The following is a 20,691-nucleotide window of genomic DNA, read 5'->3' on the forward strand; positions in this document are numbered from 1 at the left end:
CGGCAGCGGCAGGGCCGCATTACCGATCTGTCGGGCCCGGCCATGGGCACAAGCTGGTCGGCCCGCATCGTCGACGCGCCCCCCGGCTGCGGAGCGGCGATCGCGGACGTGCTCGCCAGCGTCATCGGCGAGATGAGCAACTGGGAAGCCGGGTCCGACATCAGCCGGTTCAACGGGTCGGCGATCGGGGCCTGGGTTCCCCTGCCCCCCGGCATGATGACGGTATTGCAGGCGGGACTCGCCATGGCGCGGCTGTCGGGCGGAGCGTTCGATCCTGCGGTGGGCAGACTGGTCGATAGCTGGGGGTTCGGCCCATCGGGTGCTTCCGCGCCAGCCACGCGGCCGAACCATCCCTCCCCCTGGACGGCCATAGAGGTGGAGCATGGGCAGGCGCGCCGCCTTGCCGATGTGACGCTTGATTTTTCCGGCATTGCCAAGGGATTCGCCGTCGACGCCCTTGCGCGGCGGCTGCGCGATCTGGGCGCGCGGCACTTCCTTGTCGAGATCGGCGGAGAGCTTCGCGGCGACGGCGTCAAGCCTGACGGCCAGCCCTGGTGGGTCGATGTGGAATCGCCGCCCGGCCTGGCTGTGCCGACGCTCCGCGTGGCGCTGTGCGGTCTTTCCGTCGCGACATCGGGAGATTATCGCCGCTTCCGCCTGGAGGGCGGCGCGCGCCTGTCACACAGCATCGATCCCGCGAGCGGCATGCCGGTGGCCAATGACGTGGCGTCAGTGACCGTTCTGCATGACAGCGCCATGATGGCCGACGCGTGGGCGACCGCCATCACCGTGATGGGGCATGAACGCGGCATGGCGCTCGCCACCCGCCACGGCATTGCCGCGCGGCTGATCCGCAGGGAAGGCGGCGGCGGGCAGGAATATATGACCCCCGCGCTGGCGGCGATGCTCGACTGATCGCGCTGCTACGATCTCAAGCGGATGTGGTTTGAAGGACGAAGGGGATTTCGACCACGCCCTTTACCCGCACCGCTTGCCCCTGCTGCATCAGCGGCCGCCAGCGCCATTTGCGCACCGCATCCCGCGCCGCATCGTCCAGGCGGGAAAAGCCGCTGCTGCGGGCGATGGAGATTGCTTCCACGGTCCCGTCCGTTCCCACGGTCAGGGCGAGGACGACCGTTCCCTGCTCGCGCTTGCGGCGGCTCTCAATCGGGTAGCGGGGCGGCTTGCCGGAAACCATCTGCGCGCTGAGATCGCCTCCCTGGACTGTGCTGGGCGGCGAGGGAGCAGCGAAGATGGCTGGCGGCGCTGGCGCGTTCACGGCGGGCGCGTTGATCGCGACTGGCGGCGGAACGGGCGTGGTGGCGACCTGCGGCGCTGGCGCGGGCAGCTTGACGACAGGCGCGGGCGCCACGATCTGCGGCTTGGAAGGCGGCGGCGGAGGCGTATCCTCGGCAGGTGGCGGGGGCGCGGGCGGCGTCAGGTTGACGACGGCAAGATGCGCTTCCTCGCGCCTCTGCACCTGATGCCGCACATGCATGATCGCCATGATCGCCACGGCATGGATGGCAAGGATGAACGCGATGACCGGCCAATTGGGCGATCGGCTCTGACCATAGCGCGACGCCGGTGCGGAAGCTGTGGCCGGGGTCGGGGTAGATGTTGGGATGGGAGACGCAGGCGGCGGAGAGAGCAGGCCCTCTTCTTCCGCATCAATGACCCTGTTCGCTACACTTAGCATGCACCGATCCCCTTTCTGGCAGCAGCCATGGCCGGACTCATGACGCAATTCATAATGAGATACAATTGCAATCTTTGGTTCACAGATGCGAACGCCGGAAAAAGGGTGGGCGAGCGGCAGCCCGAGGAGGAGGAAACACTGCCGCTCGCCCGTTCACCCCGGCATGGGACGAATGCCGGGGATTAGCGCATGAGATACGTCAGAATTTATAGCCCAGCGTGAGCGTCCAGGAACGCCCCTCGCCCGGATTGGCCCAGCCATTGTTGCGGATGCTGGTATAATATTTCTTGTTGGTAAAGTTCTGTACGTTGAGCTGAGCTGTCAGCTTTTCGAAGAAAGTATAGGACAGCATGGCCCGATGCACCGTGTAGGCATCCGACTTGTAAAATATGGTCGTCGGCGTTGTTTGCGCATTGTTCAGGTAAAAGCTGCCCTGATAGGTGATGCCGTAACCGACCTGTAGCCCGAAGGGCAGAGTGTAGGTGGTGAACAGGCTGCCCGAATGCTTGGGGGTGTTCGTCATCGGATTACCCGCCTGCGGATCATAAGCAGGGCAGGTAAGCGCTGTCGTCGTTCCCGGAGGCGTGAAGCTGCTATTCGGGTTGGCAAGGCAATAGTTGGAGATGGACTGCTTCACCATGCTGTCGAGATAGGTGTAGTTGGCGAAGATGGTCCAGTCCTTGGTGATGTTGCCAGACGCGCCCAGCGTGATGCCGTCCACGCGGTTGCGGCCGTCGCCCACCGGCAGGTTGCCCACGAACGGATCGTTGGAGGCGACGCGGTAGTTGGTGCGCTCGTTGCGGAACAAGGCGGCGGTCAACTGAAGACGGGCGTCGAACAGGTCGATCTTGCCGCCGATTTCATAGTTGCGCGCTTCTTCCGGCGACAGGTCGCATGGATCGATATTCAGGTTCGCGGCCGCCGCCAGACCGCAGCCGGAACGCACAGTCGTCGAGGTCGGATTCTTGGAATTGCCATAAGCGATGTAAAGGCTGGCATTCTCCACCGGCTTGTAGACCAGGCCGACACGATAGGAGAATAGGTCATCGACGCCAACCTGACGGCCCCCGGTCAGATAACGGCTCGTCTGCCCAGCCGGAATGGGCAATGCGGGCGGGGTGATCGTATCGGACCGGAAGGTCGCCTTGTTGTGCTCGTAGCGGATGCCGCCATTCAGCTCCAGCCCCTCGACAATCTTCACGGCGGCAAAGGCATAAGCCGCAATGTTGAACGTATCGCTGCGCTGGCGGCTGATCGGCGTCACGTTGACCGGACCGGTATAGTCGGTGGGCACGCCAATGACGATCGGGTTCAGGGCGGGGTTCGGCGCGGCGCCGCCGGGATTGCGCAAGACATTACCGCTGGTGAGCTTATAATCTTCCTGCATCGCCGACGTGCCCAGCACCAATGTGTGGCCGCCGGGGATATTGAAGGTGAAGTCGAGCTGGTTATAGAGCGCCTGGTTTTCCGAAAAGCGGAAGTTGCCGCGCGGTCCACCCGGATAATAGACACCCGGCACCTGACCGGCCGCGCATGCCACGCCGGCCTGGGTCAGGCCGCTTGAAAGGCAATAAGTGCCGCCCTGCGGGGGATCGACCACCAGATCCTGCTCGACGCGCTGCCAGCGCGACAGATTGCGGACCGACAACAGATCGCTGAACTGATGTTCGAAGATGGCGGTCGCCTGATCGATGGTCTGATCCTGGCGGTCGATATTCTTGTAACCGAAATAGCCGCTGTAGGGCACGCCGGGCAGCAGGCCGTCATAAACGCCATTCTTGTAATAGGGCACGCCGTAGAGGGGGACGTTATTATCCTCCTGATGCACGTAGAGCAGCGTCAGCGACGTTGGGCCGCCTACGCCCAGCTTGACGGAAGGCGCAACGCCCCAGCGCTTGTAATGATCGACCTGACGCGCAGGCACGTCATTTTCATGATACATGGCGTTGAGGCGCACTGCGATCTGGTCCGACAGGCGCATATTGCTGTCGATCGTCGCGCGGTAATAATCGGACGTGCCGACGCCCGCCTGGATCAGTGTTTCATCATCCGCCTTGGGCCGCTTGGTGACAAGATTGATATTGCCGCCGATCGCGCCCGATCCGCCAAAGACCGAATTGGCGCCGTTGGTGACTTCGATCTGTTCCAGGTTGAACGGATCGGTACGGCTATATTGCGCGCTATCGCGCACGCCATCGATCGAGATGTCCGTATTGGCGCTCTGCCCGCGTAGGTTGATGTTGTCGCCATATCCGCCGCCGCCTTCGCCCGCGCCGAAGGTGATGCCCGGCACGGTGGACAGCACGTCGCGCAGCGTCAGCAGATTCTGCTTCGAAATCGTCTGGTTGCCGATCACCGTGATCGTCTGCGGCGTGTCCAGCAGCGGGCGGACATATTTGGGCGACTCCGCGCGTTCGACCTTTACCTCCGACTCGTCGATCGCGGTGTCGGTCACTGTCATGCCGCCCAGCTTCGGGCTTTGCGCCGTTTCCTGACCGTGCGCGGCCGATGCGAAGGCGAGAGCGCCCACGCAGCTTAGCGCCAGAAATGACGGCGCGGACTTCATATTCGACATGAGCAGATTCCCCTTTCTGATTTAGTTGAGGGGCCTGCTATTGATAGTAGCTCGCAGAGTCAACGCTATTGCGAACTATTCTTATCTTCACCCAGGCTGAACAGCCAGCATCGCACCGCGCTGGCGAGGTTGGGCGGGTCCGGCGCGGCCAGGCGCTCGACGTCGATGCGGGCGATCAGCGCATTGATGGGCAAGCCCTCCAGCGCCGCGCGGGCGCGAAGCGCGTCCCAGAAAATCGGCTCCAGGCTGATCGCCGTCTGGTGGCCTGCAATCGTGATGCTGCGCTTGACCGGGGCCGCGAATGGCGGCGCTGGCGAAGGCGGGCCGCCGCCCCTGTCACCATTCGCGGCCATGGCGTCAGTACATATGCTGGCCGCCGTTGATCGACAGGGTGCTGCCGGTCACGAAGCCCGCATCCTCGCTGCACAGGAAGGCAACGCCCCGCGCGATTTCCTGTGCATGGCCAAGGCGGCCGACGGGGATTTTGGCGACGATCTTTTCCAGCACCTGCGCGGGCACGGCCGCCACCATGTCAGTGTCGATATAGCCGGGCGCGATGGCGTTGACGGTGATGCCATAGCGCGCGCCCTCCTGCGCCAGCGCCTTGGTGAAGCCGTGGATGCCGGATTTGGCGGCGGCGTAGTTGACCTGGCCATATTGCCCGGCCTGGCCGTTGATCGACCCGATATTGACGATCCGCCCCCAGCCGCGCTCGCGCATGCCGCCGAAGGTCGCCTTGGCCATGTTGAAGCAGCCGCCAAGGTTGATGCGCATGACTTCATTCCAGTCATCGAAGCTCATCTTGGCCAGAACGCCATCGCGGGTAATGCCCGCATTGTTCACGACGATGTCCACCGGCCCCAGCTTTTCCGCCACCGCCGCGCAGCCGTCCAGGCACGCCTGATGATCGCCCACGTCCCACCGGAACGCCTCGATCCCCGTCCGGCCGGTAAAGGCGCGGGCCTTTTCCTCGTTGCCCGCATAGTTGGCGGCCACGGTGCAGCCCATCTCCTTCAAGGCCAAACTGATCGCTTCACCAATGCCGCGCGTTCCGCCCGTGACGATTGCAACTTTGGTCATAACAGCCTCTCCTTGATTGAAACGGACAGAATCTACCTCCCCAGCCACCCGGCAAGTTCGCGATCGATCAGATGGCGATACAGGACCATGGCATCCGGCGAAGCGTTCAGACAGCTTAAATGAGTGAAATGATTACCGCCTGATGACAGGAAGTCCTCCGCCCCGCGCATGGCGATTTCTTCGAGCGTTTCCAGGCAGTCGGCGGAAAATCCGGGCGTCAGCACCGCGACGTCCCTGATGCCCTCCCCCGGCAGGGAGCGCAGCACTTCGTCGGTCGCTGGGCCAAGCCACTTGGCCGCCCCGAAACGCGACTGGAATGTCACGCGCACCTCCCGGCCCAGGGCCTGCGCCAGCAGGTCCGCTGTGACGAGGCATTGGGCATGGTAAGGATCGCCCAGTTCCCGCGTCCGCTCCGGCATGCCGTGGAAGCTGGCGAGCAGCAGGGCGGGCGTGAAATCCAGCGCCGCCAGCTGCCGCTCGGTCGAAGCGCGCAGCGCCTCGATATAGGCGGGGTCGGCATAATAAGGCGGCAAGGTGCGGATCGCTGGCTGCGACCGCAATTTGGCGAGCGCGGCATAGGCGGCGTCGAGAGCGGTCGCGGTCGTCGCCGCGCAATATTGGGGATAGAGCGGGGCGAGCAGGATGCGCCCGCAGCCCTGCGCGATCATGGCGCGCAGCCTGGTCTCGATCGACGGATTGCCATAGCGCATCGCCCAGTCGACCAGCACGTCTCCGCCCACTTCGCCCTGAAGCCGCACCGCCGTTTCGCGTGTGTAGACGGCGAGCGGAGACCCCTCCTCCATCCACACTTCCTTATAGGCGCGGGCCGATTTGCGCGGGCGCGTCAGCAGCACGGGGCCGCGCAATATCGGCTGCCACAGCAGCTTCGGCAGTTCCACCACGCGCCGGTCGGACAGGAATTCGCCAAGATAGCGCCGCACCGAAGCCGGGTCCGGCGCATCCGGCGTGCCGAGATTGATGAGGAGAACCCCGATCCTGTCCACGAGCGTCGTCATGTCCTTGGCAAGAGCGGCAGCTTGCGGAAACGCTGGCCGGTCACGGTAAAAAGAGCGTTGGCGATCGCCGGAGCCACCAGCGGCGCGCCGGCTTCGGTGAGTTCGGCTGGCGGCGCGCTGCTGCGCACCAGTTCGACGGAGATTTCGCCTATATCGGCAAGGCGGGGCAATCCCATGCGTCCCATGATCGCGCGGCGCGGCATGGCTTTCGCATAGGGCACGGACGCGCCCATGGCGAGCGCCAGCCCGTAGACGAGGCCGCTTTCCACCTGCTGCCGGGCGATGTCGGGGTTGATCTGGTCGCCGCCGTCGACGGCCGCGATGATGCGGCTGACGCTGAGCTTGCCGCCGCTGATCGCCGCTTCGACCATGACCGCCGCGTAGGCGCCGTCCATCTGGTGCGCGGCCAGCCCCTGCCCGCTGCCTTCGATCCCGCCCTGCCAGCCGCCCATCGCGCCCACGGTGGTGAGGCAATGGGCAAGGCGGGGATTGCCGCCCAGCATCTGGATGCGGAAGGAAATGGGTTCGATCCCCGCCTGATGCGCCAGTTCGTCGACAAAGCTTTCGGTGAAGAAAGCGCCGTGCAGCCGGGCGTTTCCCGGCGCGAAGCCGATCGGCAGGCCGGGGTCCACCGGAAAATGATCGACCGCCCAATTGGGCAGCGCATAGGGCAGTTCCATGCCCGCCACGGCCAGGCGCGTGGAGCTTTCGGCACTGTCGCGCGCCGCTTCGTGCGGCGGCTTGCGACGGGCGATCCTGTCCCAGGTCTGGCTCATGCCGCAGGGGGCCGCGACCTTGGCCAGCCAGCCGTCGATCATGCCGTTGCGGCCCAGCTTTGCCGCCATGCGCGCATGGGCGGGCGCGCTGGGGCGATCCTGGATCACATCCTCCAGCCGCGACCAGAGCAGTTGCACCGGCCGTCCCATGTCCCTTGCGATCAGCGCCGCCTGAACCCCCGCCTCGACATCCATGCGCCGCCCGAAGGAGCCGCCCGCATGCAGCGGATAGACGGTCACCGCACTCTCCCCAAAGCCCAGCGCATCGGCGATCGCCGCGCGGGCGAGGCCCGGCGCCTGCGCCGCCATCCATATCTCCGCCGCGTCATCAGTCACCCGCGCGGTGGCGCACATGGGCTCCAGCGCAAGGTGCAGGCCCGGATCGACGCTGAACTCGCTGGCGACGATGGCGGCATTGTCGAACAGCGGCGCCAGGTCGCCCTGCGAATAGAGCCGCTGGCCCGATGAGCTGGAAAAGCCCTGCTCCAACGCCGCCTCGATCCTCTCGCTGCTCAGCTGCGCGCCGGTAAGTTCAAACACTGGATCGGCGAGATCGAGCGCCTTGTTCGCCGCCCACCAGTTGGCCGCCACCGCCGCGACCCAGCGGTCATTGCGGACCAGTTTCAGAAATCCGGTGACGCGGCGCGCGGCGGCTTCATCGGCGCTCTTGAACACCGCATCGCCGACCGGCCCCTGACGGATCGAGGCGAAGACCATGTCGGGCAGGCGGATATCGGCGGCGAAATTATGGCTGCCGTCGATCTTGGACGGGGTATCCAGACGGGGAAGGTCCTGCCCGGCGAGCCGATCGGCCTGACCCTGACGGAAGGGCAGGATTTCCGGCAGGCCGAAGGCGGCGGCTTCCTCCGCCACCTCGCCGATCTTGAGCTTTCTCTGGCCGCCATCGGAAATGATGCCGTTCTGGATGTCGCAGCTTTCCCACGCCACGTCCCAGCGGGCGGCCGCGGCCTGGCACAGCAGCACGCGCGCGGCCGCGCCCGCCTCCCGGTAGCTTTTGTGGAACATCGGCACCGACGTGCCCCCGCCCGTCAGCATCAGCGCCTTGCGGGTCGCATATTGATCGATCGCCCAATCGCCCGCGTCCCCGGCGATGCGGGTCCAGTCATTGGCCAGCCACTGCCGCGCGAGCAGGCTGTTGGCGTAAAGCGGGCTGACGGGCGCGCTTTGCACCCCGACCGTCCGCCAGTCCGCGCCCAGTTCATCGGCCAAAATCTGGGGCAGCAATGTGGTGATCCCCTGCCCCATTTCCGTCTGCGGCACGATGACGACGATCTGCCCCGAACGGTCGATTTTCAGAAAGGCGTTGAAGACCGTCTCGCCCGCTGCGGCATTCAGGTTCGGGCGGTAGCTGCGCGGCCAAGCCGCCCAGGCGAGCAGCAGTCCCGCCGATGCCCCGGCGCCCACCAGCAGCGTGCGCCGGTCGATGCCCCTGCTCTGGTCCTTCCGCTGTACAGCTTTCCGCGGTGCGCGCCCCATGAGGCTGGTGATAGAGAGGCTTGGAACGGCTGGAAAGCACTAATCTGCGCTGACCGGGGCAATGTTGAAGCGGCGGATGTCGATGGCCGGGCAGCGGTCCATCACGACTTTCAGGCCAGCGGCCTCGGCGCGGGCGGCGGCGGCTTCGTTGATCACGCCCAGCTGCATCCATACCGACTTCGCGCCTGCCGCGATCGCTTCATCCACCGCCTCGCCAGCCGCTTCGCTGCGGCGGAAGATGTCGACCATGTCGATGGGCACGCCGATATCGGCCAGCCGCGCCCAGACGAATTCGCCATGCACATGCTCGCCCGCTATCTGCGGATTGACCGGCAGCACGCGATAGCCATGGTCCTGGAGCACCTTCATCACGCCATAGCTCGGGCGGTCCGGCCGGTCGGAAATGCCGACCAGCGCGATGGTGCGTGTTTCGTTCAACAGATCGGTGATCTGCCGCGCGTCGTTCAAGGGCATGCGCTGTTCCTTCCTGCCTGCACCGGGAAAGACGCGGCAGGCGGCCGATCCGTTCCCTTGCCCTGCCGCCCCCTTGCTCCGCCATCCCTGCCCGCCGCCGGTCAGGCGCGCAGCCAGTCCGCGACCTTCTGCGCGACGGCGTGGAAAGCCTGCCCGGCGGCCCCTTCGCCAGCGGCAGGCGGGTCGCCCGCGTCCGACCGCACGCGAATGTCGATGGCCAGCGGAATGCGGCCAAGGAAATCCATGCCAAGCTGCGCGGCCGCCGCCTCCGCGCCGCCAGCGCCGAAGGGATCGGAAATCCCGCCGCAATGCGGGCAGCTGTAACCGGCCATATTCTCCACCAAGCCGATCAGCGGCACCTGCGTCTGTTCGAACAGGCTGACGGCGCGGCGGGCATCGATCAGCGCCAGGTCCTGCGGCGTCGACACGATCACGGCCCCTGCGGGCTTGTGCTTCTGCACCATCGACAACTGGATGTCGCCGGTGCCGGGGGGCATGTCGACGATCAGCACTTCCGCGCTGCCCCATTCGGCATCGATCAGTTGCGACAGGGCATTGCCCGCCATCGGCCCGCGCCAGGCGAGCGCCTTGCCCGGATCGACCAGATGCGCCATCGACAGCATGGGAATGCCCAGCGGGCTGTCCAGGGGGATCAGGCGCTTGTCCCTGGCTTCGGGCTTCCTGTCCTCGCTGTTCATCAGCCTCGCCTGCGATGGCCCGTAGATATCCGCATCGACCAGCCCGACGGAAAAGCCCATCCGCTTCAGGGCGACGGCAAGGTTCGCCGACAAGGTGGACTTGCCCACCCCGCCCTTGCCGGACGCGACGGCGATGATCCGCATCGCCTTGCGCTCCGCCGTCATCGCGATGCGGACATCGGTGACGCCGGGGACCGTCAGCCCGCCCTCCCGGATCGCGGCCGCCACCGCATCGCGCTGCCCGGCGGAAAGGCCGCCGACGTCAAGCGCCAGGGTCATCACGCCATCCTTGACGCGCGGGGTGCTGGCGCGTCCGTCCGACAGCGTCTTCAAGCGGGCGGCGAAACTCTCAAGATCGGTCATGACTGCGCCCTCTAGGCAATATTCGTTGCGAAGGGCACTGTTTTTCACCAGCCAGCCTTCCTATAGAGACGGAATGAGAAGATTTTTCGGGTGGATGCCGGGCATCAGGAGCGCCATGGCCCAGGGTCCCTGGGGCAACAAGGGCGGGGGTTCGGATGGAAATGACGGACCGGGCAAGGGCAATGACGGCGGTCCGCGCAATCCCTGGACGCAACCGGGACGGCCTTCGGGGCCGAAGGGGCCTTCCGCGATCGAGGAGCTTCTGCGCCGCAGCCGGGAAAGCTTCGGCCAGGGCGGCGGCGGCTTCGGCAACATGCCACCCCGGCCCAGCGGCAGGGCATTGTGGCCCGCGGCGGTCGGCATACTCGTCCTGCTGTGGCTGGTGCTGACCTGTTTCCACCGCGTCGGCCCGCAGGAGCGCGGCGTCGTCACGCTGCTGGGCAAATATAGCCGCACGCTCTCGCCGGGGATCAGCCTCACTTTGCCCGCGCCGCTGGAAAATGTGACCACCGTCGATGTGGAGGAAATCCGCGCGATCGACATCGGGTCAGCCAGCGCGCAGAGCGAAAATCTGGTGCTGACGGGCGATCAGAACATCATCGACCTCGCCTATTCGGTGCGCTGGAACATCCGCAACCCGGAACTCTACCTGTTTCAGTTGTCCGATCCCGACGCCACCGTGCGGGAAGTCGCCGAAAGCGCCATGCGCTCTGTCGTCGCCAGCGTCAGCCTGGACGATGCGCTGGGCGCTGGCCGCACGGAGATAGAGCAGCAGGTCGAGCAGCGGATGCAGGAGATACTCGACAGCTACAGGTCGGGCATCCGCGTGCAGGGCGTCGCCATCAAGCAGGCCGACCCGCCGACCGCCGTCAACGACGCGTTCAAGGCCGTGTCCGCCGCGCAGCAGACCGCGCAGACCTATCTCAACGAAGCCCGCGCCGCCGCGCAGCAGGTGACGGCCAAGGCGCAGGGCGAGGCCGCTGCGTTCGACAAGGTCTATGAACAATATAGGCTGTCGCCGGACGTCACGCGCCGCCGCATGTATTATGAAACCATGGAGGGCGTCCTGTCCAACGTCGACAAGACGATCGTCGAAAGCGGCAATGTCACGCCGTTCCTGCCGCTTCCCGAATTGAAGCGCCGGGCGCAGCAGGCCGCGCCCAATGCCGCCGCCGCAGCCGGGGAGGAACAATAATGCCCGCCCTGTTGCGTCACCCGGTCGCGCTTGCCCTGTCCGCCATCGCCCTGCTGCTGCTGATCGGCAGCACCGTGGCGATCGTGCCTGAAACCAAGCAGGGCGTGATCGTCCGCTTCGGCGATCCCAAGAAGATCATCAACCGCTACCGCCCGAACGAGGATTTCGGCAAGACGGGCGCGGGCGTCATCCTGCGCTGGCCGTTCATCGACCAGATCGTCTGGATCGACAAGCGCGTGCTGTCGGTGGAGATGGAAAGGCAGCAGGTGCTCTCCACCGATCAACTGCGGCTCCAGGTGGACGCCTTCGCCCGCTATCGCATCGTCGATCCGCTGCGCATGTATATCGCGGCGGGCAACGAGGATCGCGTGTCCGACGCGCTGCGCCCGATCCTGGGCTCGGCACTGCGCAACGAGCTGGGCAAGCGGCCCTTCGCCGCGCTGCTCTCACCCGAACGCGGGCAGGTCATGGACAATATCGAGGCCGGGCTGAACCGCGTCGCTCGCCAATATGGCGCGCAGATCGTTGACGTGCGGATCAAGCGCGCCGACCTTCCCGATGGCGCGCCGCTGGAAAGCGCCTTCACCCGCATGCGCACCGCGCGCGAGCAGGAGGCCCTGACCATCCGGGCGCAGGGCGCGAAGCAGGCGCAGATCATCCGGGCGGAAGCGGACGCCAACGCCGCGCGCATCTATGCCGAAAGCTTTGGCAAGGACCCGCAATTCTATGATTTCTACCGCGCGATGCAGGCCTATCGCTACACCTTCGCCACGGACCGGCAGGGGTCGACAAGCATGGTGCTTTCACGCGACAATGAGTTCCTGAAACAGTTTCAGGGCCGCTAGAATCATTACGGAACCAGCGTCATTCAATGAGGGTTAAGGCAGGGCGGCGCATCCCCATTCTCGCGGAGTCCGCCCTTCCTTCCGCAAGTTCATGAGAGGACCGTTACGAGTGCGTTACGCTTATGCCATCACCGGCGCCCTGCTGCTCGGCGGCACCGCCATCGCCGTAACCTCCAGCCCGAATGTCGGCGCGCAGACCGCGCAGAATGAAGGCATGCAGGCCGCCGCGCCAGCAGGCGCGCCCGCCAGCCTCGCCGACATGGTGGAAAAGCTGCAACCGGCCGTCGTCAACATTTCGACCAAGCAGCGCGTGCAAGTGCAGAACCCCTTCGCAGGCACGCCCTTTGGCGAACTGTTCGGCATGGGCGGCAACCAGCCGCAGACGCGGCAGGCGCAGTCGCTGGGTTCGGGCTTCATCATCTCGTCTGACGGATATATCGTCACCAACAACCATGTCGTGTCCGCGGGCGCGGAGGGCGCGTCGGTCGATTCCATCACGGTGACGCTCACCAATCGCGAGGAATATAGCGCGCGGCTGGTGGGGCGCGACCCGGCGACCGACATCGCCGTGCTCAAGATCGATGCGAAGAAGCCCCTGCCCTTCGTCAAGTTCGGCGACAGCACCAAGGCGCGCGTGGGCGACTGGGTCATCGCCATCGGCAACCCCTTCGCCCTGTCGGGCACGGTGACGGCGGGCATCATTTCGGCGGTGCATCGCGGCACCGGCGGCACCTACGACAAGTTCATCCAGACCGACGCGTCGATCAACCAGGGCAATAGCGGCGGCCCGATGTTCGACATGCGCGGCAATGTGATCGGCATCAACAGCCAGATCCTGTCCCCTTCCGGCGGCAATGTCGGCATCGGCTTCGCCATCCCGTCCGAACAGGCCGCTCCGATCGTGGAGACGCTGCGCAAGGGGCAGAGCGTCAAGCGCGGCTATCTGGGCATCCAGATCAGCCCGCTGGGCGAAGACTTGGCGGATTCGCTGGGCCTTGCCAAGAACCGGGGCGAATTCGTGCAGGGCGTCGAGCCGGGCAAGGGCGCGGATCGTGCGGGCATCAAGGCGGGCGACGTGATCGTCAGCGTCGCTGGCCAGGAAGTGACGCCGGACCAGAATCTCTCGTCCATCGTCGCCAACCAGCCGATCGGCGCGCGCGTGCCGATCGTCATCATCCGCAACGGCCAGCGCCAGACCGTCACCGCCGTGGTGGGCGAGCGGCCTTCGGAAGACGAGCTGAACAGCTTCGTGCAGCAGCAGGATGACGATTTCAGCCAGCAGCAGCCGCCTTCCTCCAGCCCGCAGGCGAGCCAGCAGTCGCTCGGCATCTCCGCCATCCCGCTGACGCCCGGCATCACGCGCCAGCTCGGCATCGCGGCCGACACGCGCGGCATCGTGATCACCGCCGTGGACGGGTCGACCGACGCGGGCGCCAAGGGGCTGCGCCGGGGCGACGTGATCATCACGGCGAACAACCGCCCGGTCACCAGCCAGGCGGACCTCGACGCCCAGGTCAAGCAGGTGGCGGCGCAAGGCCGCAACGCCATCCTGTTGCAGGTGCTGCGGCGCGGCCAGCCGCCCGTGTTCCTGCCGGTGCGCCTGCGCGACAAATAAGGACTGCTTGACGCCAGACGGATCATGACGAGCCGCGCTTGCCGCGATGACGCGCTTCCCTATAGTGTGGAAGCCGTCACCGGCAGGCGCGGCTCGAACCATATGAGGGGGGACGAGGGGGAAATGAGCGAGGGCATCTTCATCGGTCTTGGCGCGCCGGAAAAGGACGGCGGCGTCCCGCAGATACTGAACCTGCGCCGCGCCAACCGGCACGGGCTGATCACCGGCGCGACCGGCACGGGCAAGACCGTCACCTTGCAGGGCATCGCCGAAAGCTTCTCCGCGCGCGGCGTCCCTGTGTTCCTGGCCGATGTGAAGGGCGACCTGTCCGGCATCGCCATGGCGGGATCGCCGGCCGCGAAGAATGCGGACAAGCTGGTCGCCCGCGCGCAGGAAATCGGCATCGAAAATTACAGCTATGCCGATAATCCCGCCATCTTCTGGGACCTTTATGGCGAGCAGGGCCATCCGATCCGCACCACCGTCAGCGAAATGGGGCCGCTGCTGCTGTCCCGGCTGATGGGCCTTAACGAAACGCAGGAAGGCGTGCTGTCGATCGCCTTCAAATATGCCGACGAGGAAGGCCTGCTGCTGCTCGATCTAGGCGATCTTCAGGCGATGCTCGCTTATTGCGCGGAGAATGCCGACACATTGTCCGCCCGGTACGGCAATGTCACCAAGGCCAGCGTCGGCGCGATCCAGCGGCAGTTGTTGCAGCTTGAAAGCCAGGGCGGCGATCATTTTTTCGGCGAACCCGCGCTCGACATCCATGATTTCCTGAAAGTGGACGATCAGGGCCGCGGCTATGTGAACATCCTCGCGGCCGACAAGCTGATGCAGAGCCCCAGGCTCTACGCCACCTTCTTGCTGTGGCTGCTGTCCGAACTGTTCGAAACGCTGCCCGAAGCTGGCGACCCGGACAAGCCGGTGCTCGTCTTCTTCTTCGATGAAGCCCATCTGCTGTTCGACGACGCGCCCAAGGCGCTGACCGACAAGATCGAGCAGGTGGTCCGCCTGATCCGGTCGAAGGGCGTGGGCGTCTATTTCGTGACGCAGAACCCGATCGACATTCCCCAGGAGGTGGCGGGCCAGCTTGGCAACCGCATCCAGCATGCCCTGCGCGCCTTCACGCCCCGCGACCAGCGGGCGATCAAGGCGGCGGCGGAAACATTCCGGATCAATCCGGATCTGGACGTCGCGACCGCGATCACCGAACTCAAGGTCGGCGAGGCGCTGGTCTCGCTGCTACAGGAGGATGGCTCGCCCGGTATCGTGCAGCGGACGCTGATCGCCCCGCCACGATCGCGCCTGGGCCCGGTGGACGCCAAGGAACGGGCCATCATCCAGTCCATCTCTCCCTGCGCGGACAAATATGACGCGGCGGTCGATCGCGAATCGGCCGAGGAGATATTGGCGGCACGGGGCGAGGCCGCCGCCGCAGCGGCGCAGGCCGCCAAGGCGCAGGCGGAGAGCGAAAAGGCTGCCGCCGCGCAAGCCAGGGTCGAGGCGAAGCAGCGCGCCGCCGAACTCAAGGAGCAGGCGCGCCGCGACGCCGCCGCCGCGCGGGAAGCCGCCAAGCCGTCGGCATTCGACAAGGCGGTCCAGTCCGCCACCCGCTCCGCCGCATCCTCGGTCGGGCGGCAGGTCGCGAACGAGATCGGCCGCGCCGTATTCGGCGGATCGTCGCGGCGCTCGTCATCATCGGGCGGTCTGGCCGGACGGCTGGTTCGCGGCATATTGGGCGGGCTGTTCCGCTAAGGCATGTCTAAAATGGGGGGAGAAGACCGATGCGCATGACGATGATGATGGCGGGCGGCGTGGTGATGCTGGGCTTTGCCCTGCCCGCCATGGCTCAGTCGGGCCGCGAACTGCGCCGCGCCGCGGACGCCGCGATCGTCAGCGAGATCGCGAGGGACCGTCAGGCGGAGCGCGACGCGAAGAGGCAGCCTTACGCCTCCCCCGGCTATGGCCCGATCAGCACGGCCGGGGCGGCGAGCAGCGCCTGCGCCGCCAAGGCGCGCGAGCAGGCCGGACCGGGGGCCGCCATTCTGGGCAAGCCAAGGGCCAGTTCCATGTCGACCGGATGGGAGGTCGAGGGCGAGGTCGGCCCCTATGGCGGCTTGCGCTCCGTGCCTTTCATCTGCTCGGTCCGCAATGGATCGGTGAGCGGCATCCTGATCGACCCGGAAAGATGAGCGGGCGCGAAGCAGCGCCTTCCCTTTGAAAAGAAACGCTGCGCGCCTTCTCTACCAGGCGAGTTGCTTATCGGGTGGAGCAAGGGCAAAGGATAGCGCATGACGGCTCACGCCCATCCGCGCCATCCGCTGCGCTTCGGCAATTTCCGCGCTTATCTGCTCAGCCGCTTTGCTGCCGTGCTGGCGCAATATGCGATGATGATCATCCTGGGCTGGCAGGCCTATAATATCGCGCGCGGCACGATGAGCACATCGGGCGCCGCCGCGCAGCTTGGCCTCATCGGCCTCGCGCAGTTCCTTCCGCTCTTTTTCCTGACGCCGCTGACCGGCTGGGTCGCGGATCATTTCGACAGGCGCTATATTTCCCGCATCACCCTGCTCGTCCTGATCGCGGCGTCGGGCGTGCTGGCGATCGCCACCTATGAAGGGTGGGTCAGCCTGCCGCTGATCTTCGGCATCGCCGCTATCGTTGGCATCACCCGCGCGTTCAACGGGCCAGCCTATTCCGCGCTCGCCCCGAATCTCGTGCCGCGCGAAGTGCTGCCCAACGCCATCGCGATTTCCAGCGTGGCGTGGCAGACCGGCATGATCGCCGGCCCTGCCCTGGGCGGCTATGCCTATGCGATAGAGCCGTGGGGCGCTTATGCCGTCGCATCGGGGCTGTTCGTTCTGGCCCTGAGCGGCATGATGCTGATCGGCCCGGTGCCGCAGCCGCCGCGGGACACCAGCCGCCATCCCATCCGGCAGATGATAGACGGCTTCGCCTATGTCCGCTCCAACCGGCTGGTGCTCGCCACCATCACGCTGGATCTGTTCGCGGTGCTGCTGGCAGGGGCGACGGCGCTGCTGCCCGTCTATGCGCGCGACATCCTGCATGTGGGGTCCAGGGGCCTTGGCCATCTCGCCGCATCCCCCGCCATCGGCGCGGGGGTGACGGCGCTGTTCTTCTCCATCCGGCCCATGCAGCGGGAGGTCGGCCTGAAAATGCTGGCGGCGGTGGTCATCTTCGGCCTGTCCACCATCCTGTTCGGCTGCACCGCCTTCATGCCGTCCAGCATTTCCATGGAGGTCGGCATCGCCGCGCTGGTGATGCTGGGCGCGGCGGACATGGTATCGGTCTATGTGCGCCAGTCGCTGATCCAGCTTCATACGCCCGACGCCATGCGCGGCCGCGTGTCCAGCCTGTCGCAGCTCACCGTATCGGCCTCCAACGAACTGGGGGAAGCGGAATCGGGCTTCCTCGCCGCGCTGGTCGGCCCCATCGCCGCAGTGATCGGCGGGGGCGTTGGCGCTATCATCATCACGCTCTTATGGGCGCGACTCTTTCCAGAGCTGCGCCTTGCACGTACCTTCGACCCACCCGACATGAGGGAGGCCGACATCAGCCAGGAGAAGGCCATATGAAAGCTGCCAACATTCTCGAAACCATCGGCAACACGCCGCATATCCGCGTAAGCCGCCTGTTCGGCGATGCGCCGGACGGCACCGAAGTCTGGATCAAGTCGGAACGCTCCAATCCGGGCGGGTCGATCAAGGACCGCATCGCCCTGTCCATGATCGAAGCGGCCGAAGCATCGGGCGACCTGAAGCCCGGCGGCACCATCATCGAACCCACGTCCGGCAATACCGGCGTCGGTCTGGCCATGGTCGCGGCGGTCAAGGGGTACAAGCTGGTGCTGGTCATGCCCGAAAGCATGTCGGTCGAACGCCGCCGCCTGATGCTGGCCTATGGCGCGACCTTCGACCTGACGCCGCGCGAAAAGGGGATGAAGGGCGCGATCGAACGGGCGCTGGAACTGGTCGAGCAGACGCCCGGTTCCTGGATGCCGCAACAGTTTGAAAATGCCGCCAATATCGACGTGCATGTCCGCACCACGGCGCAGGAGATCGCGGCCGACTTCGCCGACAGCCCGATCGACGTGCTGATCACCGGCGTCGGCACCGGCGGCCACATCACCGGCGTGGCGGAAGTGCTCAAGAAGCTGTGGCCGAACGTCAAGGTCTATGCGGTGGAGCCGACCCTGTCCCCCGTCATCAGCGGCGGGCAGCCGGGGCCGCACCCCATACAGGGCATCGGCGCCGGCTTCATTCCGGCGAACCTGCATACCCAGCTTCTGGACGGCGTCATTCAGGTCGATCCGGCCGACGCCAAGGAATATGCGCGCCGCGCCGCCCGCGAAGAAGGCATGCTGGTGGGCATATCGTCCGGCGCGACGCTGGCGGCGATCGCGCAGAAGCTCAAGGAACTGCCCGCGGGCAGCCGCGTTCTGGGCTTCAACTATGATACCGGCGAACGCTATTTGTCGGTGCCTGACTTCCTGCCCGAATAGGATCGCGCCGGAGCGGGCATGATCGACGCTTCACCCATGGCCCGGCCGCATCCCGCGATGTGGCTGATATGGTTCATGCTGTTCGCCGGTCTGCCCCTTGCGGTCGCCGGGTGGGAGGCGCGCAGCCCTGCCGTCCGCGCCTCCGGCCTGACCCTGGTGGAAAAGGTGCGGGTCCGCCGTCCGGCAACGCCGCCGCCTGCGGTGCAGCCCGTCGAGCTTTACGAGTTGAACCGCGATCAGGCCCGCGCCTTCAACGCCGCCATCCCCTTTTCCCGCCTGCCCAACCCTGCGGCGCGGCCCTTCATCTTTTCCGGAACGCCGGTGGATCAGGCGCGCGCGGTCGATTGTCTGGCGGCGGCGCAGCTTTATGAAGCCGGTGACGACGCCATCGGCGAGCGCGCCGTCGCTCAGGTGGTGCTGAACCGGGTGCGGCATCCGGCCTTTCCGAAAACCGTGTGCGGCGTGGTGTTCCAGGGTCAGGAAAGGTCCACCGGCTGCCAGTTCACCTTCACCTGCGACGGCGCGCTGGCCCGCTCGCCCAGCCAGGCGGCATGGGACCGCGCGCGGGAGATTGCGCGGGCGGCGCTGGCGGGCAAGGTGTTCAAGCCGGTCGGCTATGCCACCCATTATCATACCGACTGGGTCGTTCCCTATTGGAGCAGCAGCCTGGACAAGATCACGGCGGTCGGCACCCATCTCTTCTTCCGCTGGCGCGGCTGGTGGGGAACCCCGCCCGCCTTCCGTCTGGGCAAGGCGGCGGGCGAGCCGGTCATCCCCCGCATCGCCCGCTTCTCCTCCGCGCATCAGGCCGATGGCGTGATGATCGCTGGCCTGCCGCCTACGTTGCTGCCGGGCGGAGGCTTGGCCGAACTGGCGGCCAAGCCCCAGCAGGCGATCGGCGCGGACTCAGTCGGGCGGATGATGGCGGGCGCGCGGCTGATCACGATCGCGCCGGGGGCGAAAAGCTTTCTGGTCGAACTGAGCCGCGACAGCCTGCCCGCCAACTGGCCTGCCATGGCGCAGACCTTCTGCGCCGGGCGGCCCGAATGCCGGATCATGGCATGGCGTGCGGGCGGCGCGCCCTCCGGCCTTCCGCTGACCGGCGACCAGATGGAAAGCATGACCTTCGCCTATATCCACAATGCCGCCACCGGATTGCAACGCGCGCTATGGAACTGCACGCAAACCCCGCGCGAGAACAAGGCGGAATGCATGCGCCAGCGGGTGCCGGTGGAACAGGCAAACGCCCCGCCCCCGCTCACCGGCGTAAGGCGCAAGGAGCGGTTCGAAACCGTGACGATCGTTCCCCCGGTGGCCGGTGTGACCGGAAAAACTGGCGAGTGAAATAACGAGTCGTGGTTACGTCCGGCTGGTGAAACAAGGCTTCGACCAGCCCCCCCGGGCTTGACCCGGTGGCCCCGCTGCCTCGGCAACATCAGAGAAGAAGCGCCCCCCTATGTTGCGATATGCCATAAGGATAGCGGAAGGCTGGACGCCGTGGGACCCCAGGCACCTTGAAGATACCGTGATTCGGCGAGGCCCCCGCCCGCGATCTGCACGATCACCTGAACAGTTGCCGGCTTTGTCCTCATGGGAACTGAGCTTTGCGGCGGGCCGCCCCAAATTTTGCGATGGTTCGATGAGCGGGGAGCTGCCCGCAACAGACCTCGCACCGCAGGGGCGGGGACAGGCACAATGATAATAGGCCGTGACGTTTTTGGTATCGATATCTTCAAGCCGCCTCTTCATGAGGGCTGAACGGGCAGACGCGCAGGATCGCCGGATCAATCCTGTCCTGAGCTTGCCGAATTGTCCGGGGTGAAGATCACATGATCATGCCCCAAGCGCGACCTGCTCCGGCAAGGCATCCTAACGCGACAAGCGACTCATGAGAACCCGGTCCAAACTGCGGAACCAGACGCCTGCCTGCGCCAAAATGAGCCAGCCCAATCAGGACAGGCTCTCATTGAAACACGCGCTTCAAAGCTTCTACTTCACTCAATAAAAAAGGGGCCGCCGGGCAGGCGACCCCTTCTATCCTCTCCGCGAAAGCGGGCGGGTCTGTTTATCAGTCGGCTTTCGACTGGAGATTGACGGCCGCATATTTGCCGCGGCGGTCCACTTCCAGTTCGAAGTCCAGGCGGTCGCCTTCATTGAGGGCGGACATGCCTGCGCGTTCGACGGCGCTGATGTGGACGAATGCGTCGGGCTGGCCATCGTCGCGCTGGATGAAGCCGAAGCCCTTCATGGCGTTGAAGAACTTGACCGTGCCGCTGGCGCGCTCGCCGGTCAGCTGGCGCTGCGGGCCGCGTTCGGCGCCGCCGAAGCCGCCA

At 65.8% G+C, this 20,691-nt stretch carries 18 protein-coding genes; 9 read left to right on the forward strand and 9 right to left on the reverse strand.

What is annotated here, in order from left to right:
- The first annotated feature begins 42 nt into the window (after positions 1-42).
- Complete coding sequence (locus L288_RS25700; protein ID WP_021237005.1) at positions 43-915, forward strand: FAD:protein FMN transferase; 873 nt, start codon at positions 43-45, stop codon at positions 913-915.
- A gap of 16 nt (positions 916-931) precedes the next feature.
- On the opposite strand, the gene L288_RS25705 is transcribed toward L288_RS25700, so the two are convergent.
- From L288_RS25705 to L288_RS25740, 8 genes are all read right to left on the reverse strand, one after another.
- Positions 932-1,699 carry an energy transducer TonB gene (locus L288_RS25705; RefSeq protein WP_021237006.1) on the reverse strand — a complete coding sequence of 256 codons (768 nt, stop codon included), beginning with the start codon at positions 1,697-1,699 and terminating at the stop codon, positions 932-934.
- A 199-nt stretch (positions 1,700-1,898) separates the two neighbouring features.
- Positions 1,899-4,274 carry a TonB-dependent receptor gene (locus L288_RS25710; protein WP_021237007.1) on the reverse strand — a complete coding sequence of 792 codons (2,376 nt, stop codon included), beginning with the start codon at positions 4,272-4,274 and terminating at the stop codon, positions 1,899-1,901.
- Positions 4,275-4,339: 65 nt separating this feature from the next.
- The gene (locus L288_RS25715; protein WP_021237008.1) at positions 4,340-4,627 is read right to left on the reverse strand and encodes a ribbon-helix-helix domain-containing protein; all 288 of its coding nucleotides are present in this window, start codon (positions 4,625-4,627) and stop codon (positions 4,340-4,342) included.
- Between the two features lie 4 nt (positions 4,628-4,631).
- Entirely contained in the window at positions 4,632-5,354 is a 723-nt protein-coding gene (gene phbB, locus L288_RS25720; RefSeq protein ID WP_021237009.1) for an acetoacetyl-CoA reductase, read from the reverse strand.
- Between the two features lie 32 nt (positions 5,355-5,386).
- Positions 5,387-6,370, reverse strand: a complete 984-nt coding sequence (gene hemH, locus L288_RS25725; protein WP_021237010.1) for a ferrochelatase — start codon at positions 6,368-6,370, stop codon at positions 5,387-5,389.
- The gene (locus L288_RS25730) at positions 6,367-8,643 is read right to left on the reverse strand and encodes a xanthine dehydrogenase family protein molybdopterin-binding subunit (protein ID WP_021237011.1); all 2,277 of its coding nucleotides are present in this window, start codon (positions 8,641-8,643) and stop codon (positions 6,367-6,369) included. Before L288_RS25730 ends, hemH begins: the two co-directional genes overlap by 4 nt.
- A gap of 39 nt (positions 8,644-8,682) precedes the next feature.
- On the reverse strand, positions 8,683-9,117 hold the full coding sequence (locus L288_RS25735; RefSeq protein ID WP_021237012.1) for a CoA-binding protein: 435 nt from the start codon (positions 9,115-9,117) through the stop codon (positions 8,683-8,685).
- Between the two features lie 101 nt (positions 9,118-9,218).
- Positions 9,219-10,178 carry an Mrp/NBP35 family ATP-binding protein gene (locus L288_RS25740; RefSeq protein WP_021237013.1) on the reverse strand — a complete coding sequence of 320 codons (960 nt, stop codon included), beginning with the start codon at positions 10,176-10,178 and terminating at the stop codon, positions 9,219-9,221.
- Positions 10,179-10,251: 73 nt separating this feature from the next.
- On the opposite strand from L288_RS25740, the gene hflK reads away from it, so the two are divergent.
- The 8 genes from hflK (at position 10,252) to L288_RS25780 (ending at position 19,702) form a co-directional block, all read left to right on the forward strand.
- A complete protein-coding gene (gene hflK / locus L288_RS25745) occupies positions 10,252-11,373 on the forward strand; it encodes an FtsH protease activity modulator HflK (RefSeq protein ID WP_030538934.1) in 1,122 nt (373 codons plus the stop codon).
- Complete coding sequence (gene hflC / locus L288_RS25750; protein WP_021237015.1) at positions 11,373-12,218, forward strand: protease modulator HflC; 846 nt, start codon at positions 11,373-11,375, stop codon at positions 12,216-12,218. Before hflK ends, hflC begins: the two co-directional genes overlap by 1 nt.
- A 109-nt stretch (positions 12,219-12,327) precedes the next feature.
- Complete coding sequence (locus L288_RS25755) at positions 12,328-13,833, forward strand: Do family serine endopeptidase (RefSeq protein WP_021237016.1); 1,506 nt, start codon at positions 12,328-12,330, stop codon at positions 13,831-13,833.
- Between the two features lie 123 nt (positions 13,834-13,956).
- On the forward strand, positions 13,957-15,591 hold the full coding sequence (locus tag L288_RS25760) for a helicase HerA-like domain-containing protein (protein WP_031303899.1): 1,635 nt from the start codon (positions 13,957-13,959) through the stop codon (positions 15,589-15,591).
- Between the two features lie 29 nt (positions 15,592-15,620).
- The gene (locus tag L288_RS25765) at positions 15,621-16,028 is read left to right on the forward strand and encodes a hypothetical protein (RefSeq protein ID WP_021237018.1); all 408 of its coding nucleotides are present in this window, start codon (positions 15,621-15,623) and stop codon (positions 16,026-16,028) included.
- 99 nt (positions 16,029-16,127) lie between these two features.
- The gene (locus L288_RS25770) at positions 16,128-17,432 is read left to right on the forward strand and encodes an MFS transporter (protein ID WP_021237019.1); all 1,305 of its coding nucleotides are present in this window, start codon (positions 16,128-16,130) and stop codon (positions 17,430-17,432) included.
- The gene (gene cysK / locus L288_RS25775) at positions 17,429-18,358 is read left to right on the forward strand and encodes a cysteine synthase A (protein ID WP_021237020.1); all 930 of its coding nucleotides are present in this window, start codon (positions 17,429-17,431) and stop codon (positions 18,356-18,358) included. The genes L288_RS25770 and cysK overlap by 4 nt, the downstream gene beginning before the upstream one ends.
- 18 nt (positions 18,359-18,376) lie before the next feature.
- Positions 18,377-19,702: a cell wall hydrolase gene (locus L288_RS25780; RefSeq protein ID WP_021237021.1), complete on the forward strand. Its 1,326-nt coding sequence runs from the start codon at positions 18,377-18,379 to the stop codon at positions 19,700-19,702.
- Between the two features lie 724 nt (positions 19,703-20,426).
- On the opposite strand, the gene L288_RS25785 is transcribed toward L288_RS25780, so the two are convergent.
- Positions 20,427-20,691 (reverse strand): cold-shock protein (locus L288_RS25785; protein WP_021237022.1); only part of this gene is annotated, 265 nt, incomplete at its 5' end.

Source organism: Sphingobium quisquiliarum P25 (genome assembly GCF_000445065.1).
GTDB lineage: Bacteria > Pseudomonadota > Alphaproteobacteria > Sphingomonadales > Sphingomonadaceae > Sphingobium > Sphingobium quisquiliarum.